The organism is Ruegeria sp. AM1, from assembly GCF_056540745.1.
Genome location: NZ_JBQFXH010000001.1, coordinates 794,088 through 812,829, shown reverse-complemented (window position 1 = coordinate 812,829; position 18,742 = coordinate 794,088). Strand labels below are relative to the sequence as shown.

Below are 18,742 nucleotides of genomic sequence, written 5' to 3'. Positions count from 1 at the left end.
AGGCTCATTTCGTTGACCGCCCGGTGTTTTTTTTGCCTGCGGCCTGGACTGCGCATGGGGCGAGCGCACCCGCCCCGTGAGAGAGTGGGAGGGAGCAAATATTCCGCCCCACCCTGTTCCCGGCCAACACGAGCATGTCGGCCGAGTGGAGAAAGACTGGCTTGGTAAGTCTCAGTGCCTTTCTCCGTATTCGTCGGGGTCGGTACCTGTGGCAGCTATCAGACCCCTGCACCCCGGGTTGCCGGGGCGTTTTCGTCAGCTACACCCGCTGGTCGCCCCGCACGTGTTGCATTTCATGCAGGTGCCATTGCGTACCAGCGTGTAGTTTCCGCACTCGCCACAAGGATCGCCCTCATAGCCTTGCATTTTGGCTTTGGTCCGGGCGTCCATGCTGGTCGCCACTGCGGTTTCTGCCGGTGCCTCGAACTGAGCAGCGGTTTCCGCCATGCCGCTTGTGTCAACCTGGCCTTCGTTAAAGACCATCAGATCTTGCGGCAGCCGCTTGCGCAGGTACCCGGTCGAGCTGATTTGTTTCAGCACTTTCAGAGACTTGGTGGCCGCGCTGTCGCTGATCTGAGATACGTTCGACACATCGTCCTGCTCACCCCGACCAAGATCATCGAAGGTCGCGCCTTCGGGTTTCACATGGGCCAGATCGGTGCGATCCAGATAGGACACCGCCAGTTCACGGAAGATGTAGTCCAGGATCGACGTCGCATTCTTGATCGAGTCGTTGCCCTGCACCATCCCCGCCGGTTCGAACTTGGTGAAGGTAAAGGCATCCACGAACTCTTCCAGCGGTACACCGTATTGCAGACCGACCGAGACCGCGATGGCAAAATTGTTCATCATCGCACGGAAGCCAGCGCCTTCCTTGTGCATATCGATGAAGATCTCACCAAGCGAGCCATCCGAATACTCGCCGGTCCGCAGGTAGACCTTGTGGCCGCCCACGATGGCTTTCTGCGTGTAGCCTTTCCGACGTTCCGGCATCTTCTCACGATGCGAGCGGACGATTTCCTTAACGACTACCTTCTCGATGACTTTTTCGGCCAGAACGGCGGCCTTTTCTGCGGGCGAGCCGCTTTCAAGGATCTCCGCTGCCTCGTCATCATCCTCGACCAGGGCCGCCGCCAGCGGCTGCGACAGTTTCGAACCGTCACGATAGAGAGCATTGGCTTTCACGCCCAACGACCAGCTGAGTTCATAGGCCTTCTGGCAATCATCAATGGTCGCGTCATTGGGCATGTTGATCGTCTTGCTGATCGCACCCGAGATAAAGCTTTGCGCCGCGGCCATCATGGTAATGTGGCTGTTAACGCCAAGGAACCGCTTGCCTTTCTTACCGCACGGGTTGGCGCAGTCGAAGATGGCGTAATGCTCCTCCTTCAGATGCGGTGCGCCTTCCAACGTCATTGTGCCGCAAACGTGGTCGTTAGCCGCATCGATGTCCGCCTTGGTAAAGCCCAGATGGCGCAGCAGATCAAAGGTCGGGTCGTTCAGCTTGGTGGCCGGAATGCCCAGAACGCCGGTGCAGAAGTCTTCGCCCAGCGTCCACTGGTTAAAAACGAACCGGATGTCAAAGGCGCTTTCCAGCGCAGCGTCCACCTTGGCCAGTTCATTGGGGCCAAACCCATGACCGGTCAGCGAGGTGTGGTTGATCCCCGGCGCATTGCCGATGGTACCGTGACCAACTGCGTAACCAACGATCTCTTCGATCTGAGACGAGGAATAGCCAAGCTTTTCCAGTGCCGACGGCACCGAACGGTTGATGATCTTGAAATACCCGCCCCCGGCAAGTTTCTTGAATTTGACCAGCGCAAAGTCCGGCTCGATCCCGGTGGTGTCGCAATCCATCACCAGACCGATGGTGCCGGTGGGCGCAATCACAGTCGCCTGCGCGTTGCGATAGCCGTTCTTTTCGCCGAGGCTCAGCGCCTCATCCCAGGCCGACATGGCCAGATCTATCAGGCGTTTGTCCGGGCAGTTATCGTGGTCCAGAGACACCGGCTTGACGGCCAGTTTCTCATATCCCTCGGTCACGCCCTGTGCGGCGCGGCGGTGGTTGCGGATAACGCGCAGCATGTGATCTGCGTTGCGCTCATAACCTTTGAACGCGCCCAGTTCACCCGCAATCTCGGCCGAGGTCGCGTAGGCGACGCCAGTCATAATCGCGGTCAGCGCGCCACAGATCGAACGCCCCTCATCCGAGTCATAGCTGTAGCCCATGTTCATCAGAAGGCCGCCGATATTGGCATAGCCCAGACCCAGCGTACGGAAATCATAGGACAGTTGCGCGATTTCCTTCGACGGGAACTGCGCCATCGTCACCGAGATTTCCAGCGTCAGAGTCCACAGACGCGAAGCATGCATGTAGTCCGCCGCCTGAAACTCGTCATCCTTGAGGAATGTCAGCAGGTTCATCGAAGCAAGGTTACAGGCCGTATCATCAAGGAACATATATTCCGAGCATGGGTTCGAGCCGCGAATCTCACCATCCTCGGGGCATGTGTGCCACTCGTTCACTGTGTCGTGGAACTGAATGCCCGGGTCGGCACAGGCCCATGCAGCGTGACCAACCTTTTCCCACAGATCGCGCGCCTTAACGGTGCGGGCGACCTTGCCATCGGTGCGGTTGATCAACTCCCAATCTGCGTCTTTCTCAACGGCTGTCAGGAACGCATTCGTCACGCGGATCGAGTTATTCGAGTTCTGACCCGAGACCGAGCTGTAAGCTTCCGAATCCCAGTCCGTATCATAGGTCGGGAACTCAATACTGTCGTGACCCTGACGCGCATAGTCCAGCACGCGCTTGATATAAGTCTCAGGGATCGCGACCTTTTTGGCTTCACGAACGGCCTTTTTCAGGCTGTCATTCTTGTTTGGATCATACGCATCAACCTGCGCACCGTCCCACGACCGGATAGCTTCGAAAATGCCGTTCAGCATCTTTTCGTGCATCTTCGAACCGGCAACGATAGAGGCCACTTTCTGCTCTTCGATCACCTTCCATTCGATGAACTGCTCGATATCGGGGTGGTCTGCATCGACGATCACCATCTTTGCGGCGCGACGGGTTGTTCCGCCCGATTTGATAGCGCCCGCAGCCCGGTCACCGATCTTCAGGAAACCCATAAGACCCGAGGATTTTCCGCCTCCCGACAGCGCCTCGCCCTCTGCACGCAGATGGCTGAAATTGGTGCCGGTGCCCGAACCGTATTTGAACAGCCGCGCCTCACGCACCCACAGGTCCATGATGCCGCCTTCGTTCACAAGATCGTCGTCGACGGACTGGATGAAGCACGCATGCGGTTGCGGGTGTTCATAGGCCGATTTCGACTTGGTCAGTTTGCCGGTTTTGTAATCAACATAGTGGTGCCCCTGCGCCGGACCATCGATCCCATAGGCCCAATGCAAGCCAGTGTTGAACCATTGCGGCGAGTTCGGAGCAGCGCGCTGCGTCGCCAGCATATAGCGCATCTCGTCAAAATAGGCGCGCGCGTCTTCCTCGGTCGAGAAATAGCCGCCTTTCCAGCCCCAATAGGCCCAAGCCCCGGCCAGACGGTCGAACACCTGCTTTGACGAGGTCTCACCACCGAACGACGCGCCATCAACAGGGACCGAGCGCCACAGGAATTCAGGAACGTCTTTTTCTTTGACTTTCTTCAGCCTGGACGGGATGCCAGCCTTGCGAAAATATTTCTGTGCGATGACATCGCTGGCAACCTGGCTCCAGCTTGCGGGAACCTCAATGTCGTCCAGGCGAAACACAATTGTACCGTCGGGGTTGCGGATCTCAGAGGTTGCCGACACAAAGTCCAGCTCTGCGTATGCGTCCTGCCCCTGCTTGGTAAACTTTCTTTCAATCTTCATGACCGCTGCCCTGATCTATCTGTCCAATTCACGTTCCCGGTACCAATCGTCAAAAGCGGAGCACCACCGCTTGCCGGAGAAGTTCAGGCGCAGAGAACGGACCGCTGCAAGCTGCAGCGCAAACCGATCCAACGGTTGCACGTAACAATAGAAGTGCTTTCCGACCCTCGCCCGTCACCGCTTCTGGTTTTCTACCAGATTTAGTGGCTTTGCTTTCGGCCCATACAACTTGGCGTATCTTGCCATACAACGTCAACGCCAATTTTTGATCATTTTCATAATCTTTTTTGTTGACCTGAATTCGCTACCGTCTGCCCAGATGAGCCCAGGCGATTCCTCCACAGGCGGAGATTTTCCCAGACACGATTCCGGACAAATTCCTTGATGTGAAATTCTCTTTTTTCCCGGCACGGTTACCTGAGAATGATCACCTTAAAGCGCGTTAACGAACGCAGCAGAGAATCATCGTCGCTAAACCGCCATGACTCGCATAAGGTGATGACAAAGTGTGGTTTTAGCGGAGATAGGTTTTTCAATGAAAGTGTTGCGCATTCTTCCCCTGCTCACTGTGATCGCAGCCTGTTCTGCCCAAGAACCCCTGCCCACATCCCAGAGTGCGCAATTCGCTCAATACCCCGACCAACTGTTCAAATCCTTTGAAGTCAGCTGTGATGGACCGGGCGAGGACTTCAAAACGCTCGGCAATGGTCGCTTCGAATGCCACGAGTTGTTGCCACCAGAGACCACCGCGTTTTTGATTCTAAACTATGATGGGTTCCCACAAAAACTGCCGCAAAGCGTGCGGCGCATGTCATCTGCGAAAAATACCGCCGGATACCGAGTTGACGCCGAGTTGTATTTTCTGGTCCCGCAGAAAGACGGCTCGACCCTCAAAGTGCCCTTGGAAAGCACGATGCTGGATGAGCAATTAACAGAACTCTACCGCCACTTTGGCGGCACACCGATTTAAGAGAAGAAGTGGTCGGGGCGGCAGGATTCGAACCTACGACCCCCTGTACCCAAAACAGGTGCGCTACCAGACTGCGCCACGCCCCGGACCGTGCGCCTTCCTAACGATGCCGATCTGATTTGAAAACCCCTAACAGGGCCAAATTGCGGGGCCTTGTGAAAAAATTTCATGCCGTATCACGGTTCCGGGTTCAATCGCATAGCGCGCAGCAAGCCCAGCATTGATCTCGAGCACCGCAAACACCGTTTCGCCCCCGTCAATCGGCGTCAAATCACCCGGTATAGCTCGTTCATGCACATGCGTGACGGTTCCCGTTTTATCGATGAAAATCATGTCGAGCGGAATCAGGGTGTTCTTCATCCAGAAAGACACCGGCTGCGGCGGATCAAACACAAACATCATGCCTGATCGGCTGGCAAGTGTTTCGCGGAACATCAACCCCTGCGACCGTTCCTGCGGTGTAATCGCCAGTTCGACATCAAAGCGAATCTGGGCACGGTCATTCTTGATATCTACGGTTTCAGGGCGACAAGCCGAGAGCGCCGCCCCGGACCAAAGCAATGAAATGAATGCAAGTACCGGGACAAATTTCATAAAACGCTCAATCGTTCAGTGCGGATTCCCAAGCAAGAACCTGAGCTGCCATGCGCCCTCGCTTACCATCTATGACCCGCATCGCAAGCGCCTCGCCCGGCTGCAAATCCGCAAGTCCAGAGCGGCGGAGGACCTCGATATGCAGAAACACATCTTCGCTGCGGCCAAACACATTTGCAAAGCCGAACCCTTTGCCTTTGTCGAACCACTTCACACGAGCGGCCTCCAACGGTGCCTGTGCAATTGCGGTCGGATCAAGTTCGGCAAAGTCAGCCAGCAGCAGTGAGTCGGCCCGTTCCGGCGGTTCAATGTTAAGAACCTCAACCGCCTGCACCCCGCGATCTGTGCGATGTGTCATGATTTCGATGCCCGCACCATCGGCAACAGAACTCTGGCCGAAATTGCGCAAGACATTCACGTGCAACAGAATATCCGGACCTCCTTCGCCGGACACAACAAATCCGTATCCCTTGGCGGGATCGAACCATTTTACGTGTCCACGAACGCGGTACATAGTGTTCAGGTCTTCTGGCACGATTTTCCCATCACGAAATTTAGCGGGTTGTTGAACGTTTGATGTGTATGGTATTGGCCCGCAAATTCAAGCTGAAAAAATCCTTTTTTATCTGAGCGTTGCAGTTCACGATACGCGAATGTCATGGATTCAACCTCTGCACCTTCCATTCTTCACCCGGTGTTTCACGCCACCATCGGAACCGATCGTGCAAACGAAACGCCCCATCGGCCCAAAATTCAATTTCTACCGGCGTCAGACGATACCCTCCCCAAAAAGGCGGGCGCGGCGGGTTCGTTCCCAGCTTAGCCGTCACCTTGGCCACCTCAGCCATCAAAGCCGACCTGCCGGACAACGGCTGCGACTGATGCGACGCCCAAGCGCCCAAGCGGCTTTTGAGTGAACGTGACGCATAATATTCATCGGCCTGCGGCCCATCTTCTCTCGTAATGATACCACGAACGCGGATTTGTCGCCGCAAAGATTTCCAATGCATCACAAAGGCGGCTTTACCGGCGCTGTCCAACTCATGCGCCTTTACGCTTTCGTAGTTTGTGAAAAATACAAATGCATCATCTTCAAGCTCTTTCAACAGAACCATGCGAGCATTCGGCAAACCATCCGGGTCCACAGTTGCAAGTGCAATCGCGTTTGGATCATTCGGCTCTGTCTTTTCAGCTTCGGCCAGCCATCGCCTCGTAATTTCCAAGGGATCGGACCCCGAAAAGATACCCGTCAAATCACTCATCACCATCCCCTGAAGCGAGTTGTTAACAACCCTACGGCGAGAACCCGCCCCGGTGCAAGAGCACACGGCCTTGAAGCAACGCAATCAATGGCATAAACCAACCCAACATGACGCGAAGACAGGCGGAGAACCAATCATGTCAAATCAGTTGATGGCCGGCAAACGTGGCCTCATCATGGGACTGGCCAATGACAAATCAATTGCATGGGGAATCGCCCGCGCCTTGTCCGAAGCCGGGGCCGAACTGGCCTTTTCTTACCAAGGGGACGCTCTGAAAAAGCGCGTCGACCCGTTGGCAGCGCAATTGGGTAGTGAAATCGTCCTGCCCTGCGATGTCAGCGACGAAGCGTCAATCGACGCGTTATTCACCTCGCTTTCAGAAAAATGGGGCAAGCTGGACTTTATAGTCCACGCGATTGGGTTCTCTGACAAAAATGAGCTGCGTGGTCGCTATGTCGATACATCGCGTGCGAACTTTAACCTGACCATGGATGTGTCGGTCTATTCGTTCACCGCGGTGATGCAGCGCGCTGAAAAGTTGATGACCGAGGGCGGCAGCGCCATCACGCTAACCTACTACGGTGCCGAACAGGTAATGCCACATTATAATGTCATGGGTGTCGCGAAGGCGGCGCTTGAAGCATCGGTTAAATATCTGGCTGAGGATCTGGGTAAGGACGGTATTCGCGTCAACGCGATTTCGGCCGGCCCTATTAAGACGCTCGCCGCCAGCGGTATTGGCGACTTCCGCTATATCATGAAGTGGAACGAATATAACTCACCCTTACGCCGGAACGTCACCATCGATGATGTGGGCAACTCGGCTCTGTATCTGCTGTCAGACCTCAGCAGCGGTGTCACTGGCGAGAACCTGCATGTAGATTCCGGTTATCATATCGTTGGTATGAAAGCCGTCGATGCACCCGATGTTGAAAAAGGATGACAGGTCATGAGTGCTAAGGACCGTCTGCCGCACGAGAAAGGTTTTCACATCAGCTGGGATCAGATTCATCGCGACTCGCGCGCGTTGGCCTGGCGGCTGGACGGTCAGGGCCCTGATGACGGCGCATGGCGTGCTGTGGTTGCCATCACCCGCGGGGGCATGGCCCCCGCGATGATTGTAAGCCGTGAGCTGGACATCCGCACAGTCGACACAGTCAGCGTTCGCTCGTACCACCATCAGGAACAAGGTGAGGCCGAAGTACTCAAAGCACCCGATCCCGGGCTGATGGGCGATGGCGAAGGCGTTCTGATTATCGACGATCTGGTCGACAGCGGCAAAACGCTGGAACTGGTGCGTAATATGTACCCTAAGGCACATTTTGCGACGGTCTATGCCAAACCCAAAGGACGCCCGATGGTGGATACATTCATCACCGAGGTCAGTCAGGACACGTGGATCTTTTTCCCCTGGGATATGGCATTGCAATATGTCGAACCCTATCGCGGCACTGACTGACCTGTTTTTCAGTTCACTGCCAACTTGAAACGCGCCTGCCTGCGCAATCACAGTTGCATTAAACAATGACATCTACACGCACCACTGCCACCTTTGCCCCGCCTGTGATGGAGGCGCGCCGGTGGCTGGAGGGCGTCGCGTTTCCGGCCGACCGCCCGCTCATCAATGTCAGTCAGGCCGCCCCGGTTGATCCTCCTCCACTTGAACTGCGCCAGGCCATGGCAGAATATGCGGTTCGCGAGGACAAAGCGCATCTCTATGGCCCGGTTTTGGGCAATGACGACCTGCGCGCAGAGCTGGCCCGCGAAATAAACACGCATTACGCCGCTCAGGTCACCCCGTCGCAGATCGCGATCACCTCGGGCTGTAATCAGGCTTTCTCGGCGGCGATATCAGCACTCACCGATCAAGGGGATGAGGTCATTCTGCCAACCCCTTGGTATTTTAACCACAAGATGTGGCTGGATATGGCCGGGGTACGTGCGGTGGATTTGCCGACTGAAAGCAATCTGCTGCCCGCCCCGGAAAAGGCGCGCGCACTGATCACGGACAAAACACGCGCCATTGCACTGGTCACGCCCAACAATCCCGGTGGTGTCGAATACCCGTCCGATCTTGTCCACGCGTTCTTTGAACTGGCACGTGATGCCGGCATTCGGCTGCTGGTGGATGAGACCTACCGCGATTTTGATAGCCGCGACGTCCCACCTCATGACCTCTTTCAGCAGACGGGCTGGGAGGACACGCTTGTTCATCTCTATTCATTCTCAAAGGCTTATCGTCTGACGGGGCATCGTGTTGGGGCTGTTGCCACGGGGACTGATCTGCTGGACGAAATGGAGAAGTTTCTGGATACGGTCGCCATCTGCCCCGGCCAGATCGGGCAGTTTGCCGCGTGTTGGGGCATGCAGAACCTACGCCAATGGCTGGCCGACGAGCGTGCCGAGATTTTGGATCGTCGGGCCGCGATCACAGAACAACTCCCTGCCCTTGAGGCTAAGGGGTGGCGATTGCTGGGACTAGGGGCTTATTTCGCTTATCTGCAACACCCGTTCGATATCCCCTCGAACGAGCTGGCCCAACGTCTGGTGTCCGAAGCGGGTATTTTGCTGCTGCCGGGTACGATGTTTATGCCAGATCACGATCCGGTCGGGAAACAGCAGGTTCGGATTGCATTTGCCAACCTTGACCGGGCTGGCATCGACCAATTGTTCGACCGGCTGCACGCGCTGACCTTCTGACCTTGCCCCCCGTCGACGTGCGTCGTATTCAGGGCCGCAACTGACAGTGCAGATACCTGCCAAAACGCAAGAGGGCACGATGGCCACAGGCATGAAAAACCTATCCAAAACCTTTGTCTGGATTCTCATGGGTCTTTTGATGCTGGGGCTTGCAGGCTTTGGTGCCGTAAACCTGAGCGGTACCGTGCGTACGGTTGCGCAAGTCGGGGACGAAAACGTCTCGGTTCAGGATTATGTGCGCGAGCTACAGCGCGAAATCCGCGCGGTCGAGGCGCAGACCGGGCAGGCCATGCAGATGTCGCAGGCCCATACGCTTGGCCTTGATCAACTCGCCCTGTCTCGTTTGATCGCGCAGGCTGCGCTGGACAACGAGGTCGGTGCGCTGGGTATCTCGATCGGGGACGAAAACCTCCAGCAGGAAATCGTGCAGATCCAGGCCTTTCAGGGCGTAAACGGTACCTTTGATCGCGAGGCCTATCGCTTTCAGCTTGAACAACTGGGCATCACCGATGCCGAGTTCGAAACCGATATTCGCAAGGAATCCGCACGCACAATCGTTCAGGGAGCGGTCGTCAGCGGTGTCGAGATGCCACGGGCAATGACCGACGCGCTGGCCAACTATGTGCTGGCCCGGCGCAGCTTTACGGTTGCGACCCTGGCTGCGGATGCGCTGGAGGCCCCGGTGCCCGCCCCGACCGACGCGCAGGTTCAGGCTTACTATGAGGAGAACGCCGATCAGTTCACCCTGCCTCGCACCAAGCGCCTGGCCTACGCAATCCTGTCACCCGAAATGCTTCTGGATGCGGTGGACATCGACGACGAGTCGCTGCAGCGCCTCTATGACCAACGTTCTGGACAGTATCAGCAACCCGCACGCCGGTTGGTCGAACGCCTGCCCTTCCCCGACCAAGACGCAGCGGTTGAAGCGCTGGCACAGATAGAAGTTGGCGGTGCCGATTTCGAGCAACTGGTACGTGGTCGCCAGCTGGAACTGAGCGATGTCGACCTTGGCGATGTGACCCGTGAAGATCTAGGCGACGCCGCCGACACCGTGTTTGCAGCCGAGATCGGTGATGTGGTCGGCCCTTTGCCGTCCGTATTTGGCCCGGCACTGTTCCGCGTCAATGGCGCACTGGCGGAAAATAATGTCTCGTTCGAAGATGCCCTGCCCGAGCTGCGCGAAGAGCTGGCCGCCGACCGCGCGCGCCGCCTGATCGAAGCGCAGGCAGAAGAGATCAATGACCTGCTGGCCGGTGGCGCGACACTGGAAGAGCTGACAAGCGAAACAGACATGGAGCTTGGTCAGATCGACTGGACCCAGAACAGCGAAGACGGCGTCGCCGCCTATGACGGATTCCGCAGCGCCGCGCAGGCTGTACAGGAAGATGACTTCCCCGAAGTTGCCTTTCTCGAGGACGGCTCGATCTTTGCCCTGCGTCTAGACGAGGTTCTTCCGCAACGGCCCGAGCCGCTGGACAGAGCGCGCAACCGTGTGATTGCAGCCTGGGTTCAGGATGAGACCGCCAAAGCTCTGCAGGAACAGGCAGGCTCTGTTTTGACCCAACTGGCCACAGACGGCGATTTCACCGAGACAGGTTTGCCCTTCCGTGTTGAAAATGCGCTAACCCGGACCGCGTTTCTTGATGATGTGCCAGCGGACTTCATGCCTCAGGTCTTTGAAATGGAACCTGACGAGGTGCGGGTTATTCCCGGTGTTGGCTCAGCGCTGATCGTGCGGCTGGACGAAGTACTGCCCCCCGCCGAGACCGATGAGCAGCGCCAGATGCAGGATGCCCTTGCCCAGCAGTTGAACCAGGCGCTGGCGCAGAACATCTTTGAAATTTATGTGCGCGATGCTCGGACTCGCGCGCGCCCTGTGGTGGATCAGCCCGCGCTGAATGCCGTTCAGGCAAGCTATTAAAGAGAGCGGACATGGCACTGACCCCCGAGTTTGATCATTTCGCGCGCGCCTATGACGCCGGCGAAAATCAGATCGTCTACACCCGTCTGGCCGCAGATCTGGACACCCCGGTTTCATTGATGCTCAAGCTGACAGGCGCCCAGAAGGATGCGTTTGTGCTCGAATCTGTGACCGGCGGCGAAGTGCGCGGCCGGTATTCGATTATCGGGATGAAACCTGACCTGATCTGGAAATGCCAGGGCGAGACCTCGACCCTGAACAGGACCGCGCGCTTTGCTGCCGATGCGTTCGAGCCGCAAAGCGGCAATCCGATGGACAACCTGCGCGATCTGCTCGCCGAGAGCCGGATTGACCTGCCTGATGACCTGCCGCAAGCCGCTGCTGGTCTGTTTGGATATCTGGGATATGACATGGTGCGTCTGGTCGAATACCTGCCGGATGTAAACCCCGATCCGCTGGGCTTGCCTGATGCAATCATGCTGCGCCCTTCCGTGGTCGCCGTGCTGGACGGCGTTAAGGGCGAGGTCACTGTGATCTCTCCGGCCTGGGTCAATGATGGGCTGTCTGCCAAGGCTGCATATGCGCAAGCAGCTGAGCGTGTCATGGACGCGGTTCGTGATCTGGAGCGCGCCATGCCTGCGGAAACCCGCGATCTGGGTGACGCGCATGAAACCGCCCCGCCCGTATCGAACTTCACCAAATCCGGGTATATGGAGGCTGTTGAAAAGGCCAAGGAATACATCCGCGCCGGAGATATCTTTCAGGTGGTTCCTGCGCAGCGCTGGACGCAGGAATTCCCCCTGCCGCCCTTTGCGCTCTATCGTTCGCTGCGACGGACCAACCCGTCACCCTTTATGTTCTATTTCAACTTTGGCGATTTCCAGGTTGTTGGCGCAAGCCCCGAGATACTCGTTCGCGTTTTTGGAGACGAAGTGACTATCCGGCCTATCGCCGGAACACGCCCCCGGGGTGCAACGCCCGAAGAAGACAAGGCAAACGAGGTCGAATTGCTGGCCGACAAAAAAGAGCTGGCCGAACACCTCATGCTGCTGGACCTGGGCCGCAATGACACCGGGCGTGTTGCAAAAATCGGCACCGTGCGGCCAACCGAAGAGTTCATAATCGAACGCTACAGCCACGTGATGCATATTGTATCTAACGTGGTCGGCGAACTGGCTGAGGACAAAGATGCCCTGGATGCATTCTTTGCCGGGATGCCCGCAGGCACCGTTTCAGGCGCACCCAAAGTACGCGCGATGGAGATCATCGACGAGTTGGAGCCGGAAAAACGCGGCGTTTATGGCGGTGGCGTCGGATATTTCAGCGCTGGTGGCGACATGGATATGTGCATCGCGTTGCGCACGGCCATCGTTAAGGATCACAAGCTCTACATTCAGGCAGGCGGTGGCGTGGTCTATGACAGCGATCCGGAGGCCGAATACATGGAAACCGTTCACAAATCGAACGCCATCCGACGCGCCGCAGCAGATGCCGCCCGTTTCACCGATACTCAAAATCGCTAGGTTTCGGCCCACTCTCTGGCGGGCCGTGCAATTCCGGTTCTATTGCGTTCAGGAGCGTACGCCGTATCGGACGCGCGTCGTCGGCAAAGCCTATTGAGTATTGCTGATCATCACGGCCGAGATCGGAGCCATGGCGACCCTGTTCCCGCGATCTTCGAGGCCCCATAGCAGCAATGCCGAGATTGTCTCGGGGCGCAGGCGTCCAAGCATGACCACAGCACCGTCTTGCCCTGCGCGAAACGCGGCCTGATCCAGAAACCGGCGCATGACCTTGGGGTCTTGCCGGGCTCCGTCAAAGTCGCGGAAGACAACGCCCGACGGAACGCCGTTGCGCGCCGCAAGCTTCTGAACCGTGTTGAGACCATTGTCCTGCGTAATCAGCCCCCGTCCGGTACCACCGGCAATCTCAGCAACCTGATCTGCGAGTTTGCGATTGCCCTGAATGCCCGTGTCAACACCTTCCAGAATACCAACCGTCTCGGGCAGCGTTTCAAGCCAGACAGACAGCGAGACCTCAGCATCCTGTGCGCTTGCAGCCTTGGGCAGATCAGCAAGAGCCAGCACTTCGAAGCCAGCCTCGCGGTGACGTGCCATTTTCTGTGCAGCCTCGGGATCAGAGGGGTTAATGGCAAAACTCAGAGGATACGGAAAATCTTTGAGTGCCTCGGCTCCAAAAGCGCCCTCGTCGTCGATCAAAATAATCGACATCATTGGTTTGGAGTCGGCGTTTTCAAAACTTGCAGCATAGTCTTTGATGGGTTCGCCCGTTAGCTGGCGCTCCTCTGATTCTGTCGCACCCTCGGCGACTTCGTCATCGCGATCGGTCAACGGCACGACGCGCTTTCCGGCTAACGTCGTCCCCGTATCAGGCTGTGCCCCGCCAATTTGAGGCAGCGCAGCAATTCGCGGGCGTTCGCGCGGCAGCGTATCTTCGTCGCCTTCCACAGCAATTGGGTTGTCTTTCAGCGCGTCCTCTTCAGTGATGTCTTCGTCGGGCGCCGCATCCTCGGGCAATTCTTCGCTGTCTGTTGGAACAGAGTTTGTCTCTGGCGCGGGCAACGGTTCTGGAAGCTTCTCAGGCTCAGCGGGTACGGCAGGCTCAGGTTCAACGGCTGCAACGTCTTCTTCGGGCTGTGGCTGGGCCAGTTCGGGCGCGGTTGTGTCCACCATCACCGGCTCGGCTCTCTGCTGCGGCAATTCGGGGACCGGAACGGGCGCGGCCGGTGCGACGGGCGCTTCGGTCATGACCTTTACCGGAGATGTATCGGCAACAGCCGGGCTGTCCAACCCTTTTGCCTGATCCCCAATCGTCGGGCTGGCATCCGGTTCGGCCCCCAAACCTTCGAGATCGGTCAGGGTATCCGTCTCCACATCCGCATCCGCAAGCGCGCTCGGGGCCTGTTCGACAAGGTCTGCCTCTGGCGCAACTTCGGCAATCTCAGCCACTGGTCCGGCTGGCTCTGCCTCGGCAACCGAAGGCGCCGTCGTTGTCAATTCAGGCTTTCCGGAAAGCGGCGCGTTCAGCGACAGCATCGCGCCCAGGATCAGAACAACGATCACCCCGGCGACCATTCCACCGATAAATCCGCCCATCTTCTTTACCTCTCGCCTTTTGCCTGCCTCGTTCACCGTCTGATGCGGTGCTCACCTGAGTGGCAGAACAGTACTGGATGTCCTCTTGACGCTGCCGCACAAGCCTGAGCATGTATGTCCCGACATTATACCGTGGCAAAGGGCGGCATCGCCAGCCTGAAATGCCATAGCTGAGGTAAGTAACCAAATGCTGCTGCTGATCGACAACTACGACTCGTTTACCTACAATCTGGTTCACTATCTGGGCGAGCTTGGCGCTGAAATGGTTGTTCGGCGCAACGATGCGCTGGATGTGCAGGAAGCCATGGCCATGAACCCCGCCGGCATCCTGCTGAGCCCCGGCCCCTGCGATCCGGATCAGGCCGGAATTTGCCTTGCGCTTACCGAAGCAGCCGCAGAGACAAAGACCCCTTTGATGGGCGTTTGCCTTGGTCACCAAACCATCGGTCAAAGCTTTGGCGGCAAGGTTATTCGCTGTCATGAAATCGTGCATGGCAAGATGGGTACGATGAAACACAGTGGCAAAGGCGTTTTTGCTGGCCTGCCATCCCCGTTTGAGGCCACGCGGTACCATTCCCTTGTGGTCGAACGCGGCACCCTGCCCGACTGTCTTGAGATCACGGCAGAGCTGGAGGACGGTACCATCATGGGCCTGCAGCACAAAGAGCTGCCGATCCACGGCGTTCAGTTTCATCCCGAGTCCATCGCATCTGAGCATGGGCATGCCTTGCTGAAAAATTTCCTGAATGAGATGAAAGTCCCCGCATGAGCGACGCCCTTAAACCGCTGATCGGAGCCGCTGCCGACCGCCCCTTGACCCGTGCCGAGGCAGAACAGGCCTTTGCGATTCTGTTTGATGGCGAAGCCACGCCCAGCCAGATTGGCGGGCTGCTTATGGCCATGCGCACCCGCGGCGAAACGATCGAGGAATTTGCCGCAGCCGCAGCCGTCATGCGGGACAAATGCAACAAGGTGACCGCGCCCGCTGGGGCAATGGATATTGTCGGCACCGGCGGCGACGGCAAGGGCACGCTTAATATTTCAACCGCAACGGCTTTTGTTGTGGCCGGAGCCGGGGTCACGGTGGCCAAACATGGCAATCGCAATCTTAGCTCGAAATCCGGCGCTGCAGATGCGCTGGGTCAGATGGGTGTCAACGTGATGGTTGGGCCACAGGTCGTTGAAAAAGCTCTGCAAGATGCCGGGATCGGCTTTATGATGGCCCCGATGCATCACCCCGCGATCGCTCATGTCATGCCGTCGCGGCAAGAGCTTGGGACCCGCACGATCTTTAACATCCTCGGTCCACTGACCAACCCCGCCGGGGTCAAACGGCAGTTGACCGGAGCGTTCAGCCGAGAGCTGATCCGCCCCATGGCCGAAACCCTTGGTTTGTTGGGGGCCGAACGCGCCTGGCTCGTCCATGGCTCAGACGGAACCGATGAACTGACGATCACAGGCGTCAGCTGGGTCTCAGCGCTTGAGGATGGCGTGGTCAAAGATGTTGAACTGCATCCAGAAGACGCCGGCCTGCCCGTTCATCCGTTCGAGGATATCATTGGCGGCACGCCGGCCGAAAACGCCACCGCCTTTAGCGCCCTGCTAGATGGCACGCCATCTGCCTATCGTGATGCAGTTTTGCTGAACGCAGCTGCGGCCCTTGTGGTCGCCGACGCAGCCAGCGACCTTCGCGAAGGTGTGGAAAAAGCCGCCGAAAGCATCGACAGCGGCAAAGCCAAAGACAAGATCGCTGCACTTGCCCGCATTACACAGGAAGCCGCATGACCGAGACCGTTCTGGACAAGATCAAAGCCTACAAGCTTGAGGAAGTCGCAGCAGACAAGGCGCGCAAGCCCCTAGAAGAAATCGAACAAGAGGCGCGTGAGGCCTCCGAGGTTCGCGGATTTGCCGCAGCGCTGCAAACCGCGACGCGGCAGGGTTATGGCCTGATTGCCGAGGTCAAAAAGGCCAGCCCGTCCAAAGGTCTGATCCGCGAAGATTTCAATCCGCCGGCACTGGCCCAGGCCTATGAAGAGGGCGGCGCGGCCTGCCTGTCCGTGCTCACCGACACGCCCAGTTTTCAAGGTGCAAAAGAGTATCTGACCGCCGCGCGCGAGGCCTGTTCGCTGCCCGCCTTACGCAAAGATTTCATGTACGACCCCTATCAGGTGGTCGAAGCGCGTGCGTTGGGTGCAGACTGTATTCTGATCATAATGGCATCGGTAAGCGACGGGCAAGCCGCAGAGCTGGAACAGACCGCCTTTGATTGGGGCATGGATGTCTTGATCGAGGTCCATGACGAGGCAGAATTGACTCGCGCAGCCAACCTAAAGAGCCCGCTGATTGGCATAAACAACCGTAATCTCAAGACGTTCGAGACGTCTCTTGATACGACACGCCAACTGTCAAAACTGGTGCCGGGGGATCGGACCATCGTGTGCGAAAGCGGTTTGAGCACGCCTGAAGATCTGGCCGATATCGCCCGCTACGGGGCGCGTTGCTTTCTGATCGGTGAAAGCCTGATGCGGCAAGAAGATGTCGCGCAGGCCACACGTACACTGCTTGCAAATCCACTGATCCCCGGAGGGATGTGATGTCGCTGACGCATTTCGACGCCCAAGGTCAGGCGCATATGGTTGATGTCTCTGACAAACAGATCACTGACCGTGTTGCCGTTGCAGCAGGGCATATCAAAATGGCGCAGGAAACCTTTGATATCATTTCAGAAGGTCGGGCAAAGAAAGGTGATGTTCTGGGTGTTGCCCGGCTGGCCGGCATCATGGGGGCCAAGAAAACACCGGACCTTATCCCGCTCTGCCATCCTCTGCCGGTGACCAAAGTGGCGGTCGAGCTGACCCTCGATCCAGAGCTGCCCGGCGTTCAGATTGAGGCAACCGTCAAAACCTCGGGCCAGACCGGTGTTGAGATGGAGGCGCTGACGGCAGCGTCAACCGCTGCGCTGACTGTCTATGACATGACCAAGGCCGTCGATAAGGCAATGGAGATTGGTGGAATCCGGGTTTTACTGAAAGACGGCGGCAAATCAGGACGTTACGAAGCGAAATGATCACGGTCGAGGACGCCCGCGCCCTTCTTTTTGAACTGGTCTCACCGCTGGCTGCCGAAACGGTGCCTCTGGCTGAGGCCGCGGGTCGTGTTCTGGCCGCAGATGTGTCAGCAACACGCAATCAGCCCCCGTTTGCGGCGTCATCGATGGATGGCTATGCGGTCAAGGCTGACGAGGTCGAGCTGCACGCCATGTTCAAGGTCATCGGCGAAGCCGTTGCCGGAAAACGTTTCGACGGAACGGTAGGAGCCGGACAGGCGGTCCGTATCTTTACGGGCGCGCCAATTCCGCAAGGCACTGATTTTGTTGTCATTCAAGAGGATGTGGATCGCCGCGACGACCTGATTACAATTTCCGATCAACCGGGCAGCAAATCCAACATTCGCCCGGCCGGGATCGACTTTACCAAGGGCACAACCCTCACCGCGCCGCGCCTTATCCGGGCCGAAGACGTTGCCCTGATGGCCGCGATGAACATCGCATCGGTTCCAGTAGTGCGGAAACCGCAGATCGCCCTGATTTCAACTGGTGATGAGTTGGTCATGCCCGGGGATACGCCCGGCCCGGATCAGATTATCGCGTCGAACACGTTCGGGCTTAAGGCGCTGCTGGAAAAGGCAGGCGCGCATGTGCGTATCTTGCCAATTGCAAGGGACACGACCTGGTCCCTTGAAACAGCGTTTGGATTGGCCAAAGGCGCTGATCTGATAGTCACCATCGGCGGCGCGTCCGTCGGCGACTATGATCTGGTGTCGGATGTGTCTCAGACACTGGGTATGGAACAGGCATTCTACAAGGTCAGGATGCGCCCTGGCAAACCGCTTATGGCCGGACGGCTGGGCGACGCAGCCATGGTCGGGTTGCCCGGAAATCCTGTCAGTGCGATGGTTTGCGGCTATGTCTTCCTTGTCCCCATGGTCCGTCGCATGCTGGGCTTGGATCAGGTTCTGCCCCGCTTGCGCCGCACCAAGCTCAGCATGCCGTTAAATGAAAATGGCCCACGGGAGCATTATATGCGCGCTATCGTCGACGAAGACGGCATACGCGCCAGCGAAAATCAGGACAGCTCCCTGCTGAGCGTTCTGGCGGAAGCCAACGCTCTGTTGCTGCGCGCGCCGCATGACCCTGCGCGGCAGGCCGGCGAAGAGGTTCAATTCCTGCCGATCTGAGCCTGATCAGCAAATCCGTTGACACAAAACGTGAACATGCGTAGAACAAAAGAAAACATGTGAGCGACGA

General features: G+C 57.6%; 16 protein-coding genes and 1 tRNA gene. 11 read left to right on the top strand and 6 right to left on the bottom strand.

Annotated features, from left to right (window positions below):
• Positions 1-255: 255 nt before the first annotated feature.
• Positions 256-3,873 (bottom strand): vitamin B12-dependent ribonucleotide reductase, encoded by a 3,618-nt coding sequence (locus tag ACR0I7_RS04045; RefSeq protein ID WP_480508668.1) that lies wholly within the window; start codon positions 3,871-3,873, stop codon positions 256-258.
• Positions 3,874-4,408: 535 nt separating this feature from the next.
• Between ACR0I7_RS04045 and ACR0I7_RS04040 the strand changes: the two genes are divergently transcribed.
• Positions 4,409-4,843 (top strand): hypothetical protein, encoded by a 435-nt coding sequence (locus ACR0I7_RS04040; RefSeq protein WP_480508666.1) that lies wholly within the window; start codon positions 4,409-4,411, stop codon positions 4,841-4,843.
• Between the two features lie 9 nt (positions 4,844-4,852).
• Here ACR0I7_RS04040 and ACR0I7_RS04035 read toward each other — a convergent pair.
• The 4 genes from ACR0I7_RS04035 to pdxH form a co-directional block, all read right to left on the bottom strand.
• Positions 4,853-4,929 (bottom strand) — tRNA-Pro (locus ACR0I7_RS04035).
• Positions 4,930-4,972: 43 nt separating this feature from the next.
• Positions 4,973-5,437 carry a DUF192 domain-containing protein gene (locus ACR0I7_RS04030; RefSeq protein ID WP_480508664.1) on the bottom strand — a complete coding sequence of 155 codons (465 nt, stop codon included), beginning with the start codon at positions 5,435-5,437 and terminating at the stop codon, positions 4,973-4,975.
• 7 nt (positions 5,438-5,444) lie between these two features.
• Complete coding sequence (locus ACR0I7_RS04025; RefSeq protein WP_480508662.1) at positions 5,445-5,951, bottom strand: cold-shock protein; 507 nt, start codon at positions 5,949-5,951, stop codon at positions 5,445-5,447.
• 142 nt (positions 5,952-6,093) lie between these two features.
• Entirely contained in the window at positions 6,094-6,699 is a 606-nt protein-coding gene (gene pdxH / locus ACR0I7_RS04020) for a pyridoxamine 5'-phosphate oxidase (protein WP_480508660.1), read from the bottom strand.
• Positions 6,700-6,835: 136 nt separating this feature from the next.
• Here pdxH and fabI point away from each other — a divergent pair, with 136 nt between their 5' ends.
• From fabI to trpE, 5 genes are all read left to right on the top strand, one after another.
• The gene (fabI, locus tag ACR0I7_RS04015; RefSeq protein WP_480508658.1) at positions 6,836-7,642 is read left to right on the top strand and encodes an enoyl-ACP reductase FabI; all 807 of its coding nucleotides are present in this window, start codon (positions 6,836-6,838) and stop codon (positions 7,640-7,642) included.
• Between the two features lie 6 nt (positions 7,643-7,648).
• Positions 7,649-8,158: a xanthine phosphoribosyltransferase gene (gene gpt, locus ACR0I7_RS04010; protein WP_480508656.1), complete on the top strand. Its 510-nt coding sequence runs from the start codon at positions 7,649-7,651 to the stop codon at positions 8,156-8,158.
• Between the two features lie 65 nt (positions 8,159-8,223).
• Complete coding sequence (locus ACR0I7_RS04005) at positions 8,224-9,399, top strand: aminotransferase (protein ID WP_480508654.1); 1,176 nt, start codon at positions 8,224-8,226, stop codon at positions 9,397-9,399.
• 79 nt (positions 9,400-9,478) lie between these two features.
• The gene (locus ACR0I7_RS04000) at positions 9,479-11,320 is read left to right on the top strand and encodes a peptidyl-prolyl cis-trans isomerase (protein ID WP_480508652.1); all 1,842 of its coding nucleotides are present in this window, start codon (positions 9,479-9,481) and stop codon (positions 11,318-11,320) included.
• Positions 11,321-11,331: 11 nt separating this feature from the next.
• The gene (trpE, locus tag ACR0I7_RS03995) at positions 11,332-12,843 is read left to right on the top strand and encodes an anthranilate synthase component I (RefSeq protein WP_480508650.1); all 1,512 of its coding nucleotides are present in this window, start codon (positions 11,332-11,334) and stop codon (positions 12,841-12,843) included.
• 90 nt (positions 12,844-12,933) lie between these two features.
• Here trpE and ACR0I7_RS03990 read toward each other — a convergent pair whose 3' ends face one another.
• Complete coding sequence (locus tag ACR0I7_RS03990; RefSeq protein WP_480508648.1) at positions 12,934-14,436, bottom strand: divergent polysaccharide deacetylase family protein; 1,503 nt, start codon at positions 14,434-14,436, stop codon at positions 12,934-12,936.
• A gap of 187 nt (positions 14,437-14,623) precedes the next feature.
• Here ACR0I7_RS03990 and ACR0I7_RS03985 point away from each other — a divergent pair, with 187 nt between their 5' ends.
• From ACR0I7_RS03985 to ACR0I7_RS03965, 5 genes are read left to right on the top strand one after another with little or no spacing between them, the layout of a single operon-like run.
• Positions 14,624-15,205, top strand: coding sequence for an anthranilate synthase component II (locus tag ACR0I7_RS03985; RefSeq protein WP_480508646.1), 582 nt, complete (start codon positions 14,624-14,626; stop codon positions 15,203-15,205).
• Positions 15,202-16,221, top strand: a complete 1,020-nt coding sequence (trpD, locus tag ACR0I7_RS03980; RefSeq protein WP_480508644.1) for an anthranilate phosphoribosyltransferase — start codon at positions 15,202-15,204, stop codon at positions 16,219-16,221. The genes ACR0I7_RS03985 and trpD overlap by 4 nt, the downstream gene beginning before the upstream one ends.
• The gene (trpC, locus tag ACR0I7_RS03975) at positions 16,218-17,030 is read left to right on the top strand and encodes an indole-3-glycerol phosphate synthase TrpC (protein WP_480508642.1); all 813 of its coding nucleotides are present in this window, start codon (positions 16,218-16,220) and stop codon (positions 17,028-17,030) included. Before trpD ends, trpC begins: the two co-directional genes overlap by 4 nt.
• Positions 17,030-17,503 carry a cyclic pyranopterin monophosphate synthase MoaC gene (gene moaC / locus ACR0I7_RS03970; RefSeq protein ID WP_480508640.1) on the top strand — a complete coding sequence of 158 codons (474 nt, stop codon included), beginning with the start codon at positions 17,030-17,032 and terminating at the stop codon, positions 17,501-17,503. The genes trpC and moaC overlap by 1 nt, the downstream gene beginning before the upstream one ends.
• Positions 17,500-18,672: a molybdopterin molybdotransferase MoeA gene (locus tag ACR0I7_RS03965; protein ID WP_480508638.1), complete on the top strand. Its 1,173-nt coding sequence runs from the start codon at positions 17,500-17,502 to the stop codon at positions 18,670-18,672. Before moaC ends, ACR0I7_RS03965 begins: the two co-directional genes overlap by 4 nt.
• The last annotated feature ends 70 nt before the right edge of the window (positions 18,673-18,742 follow it).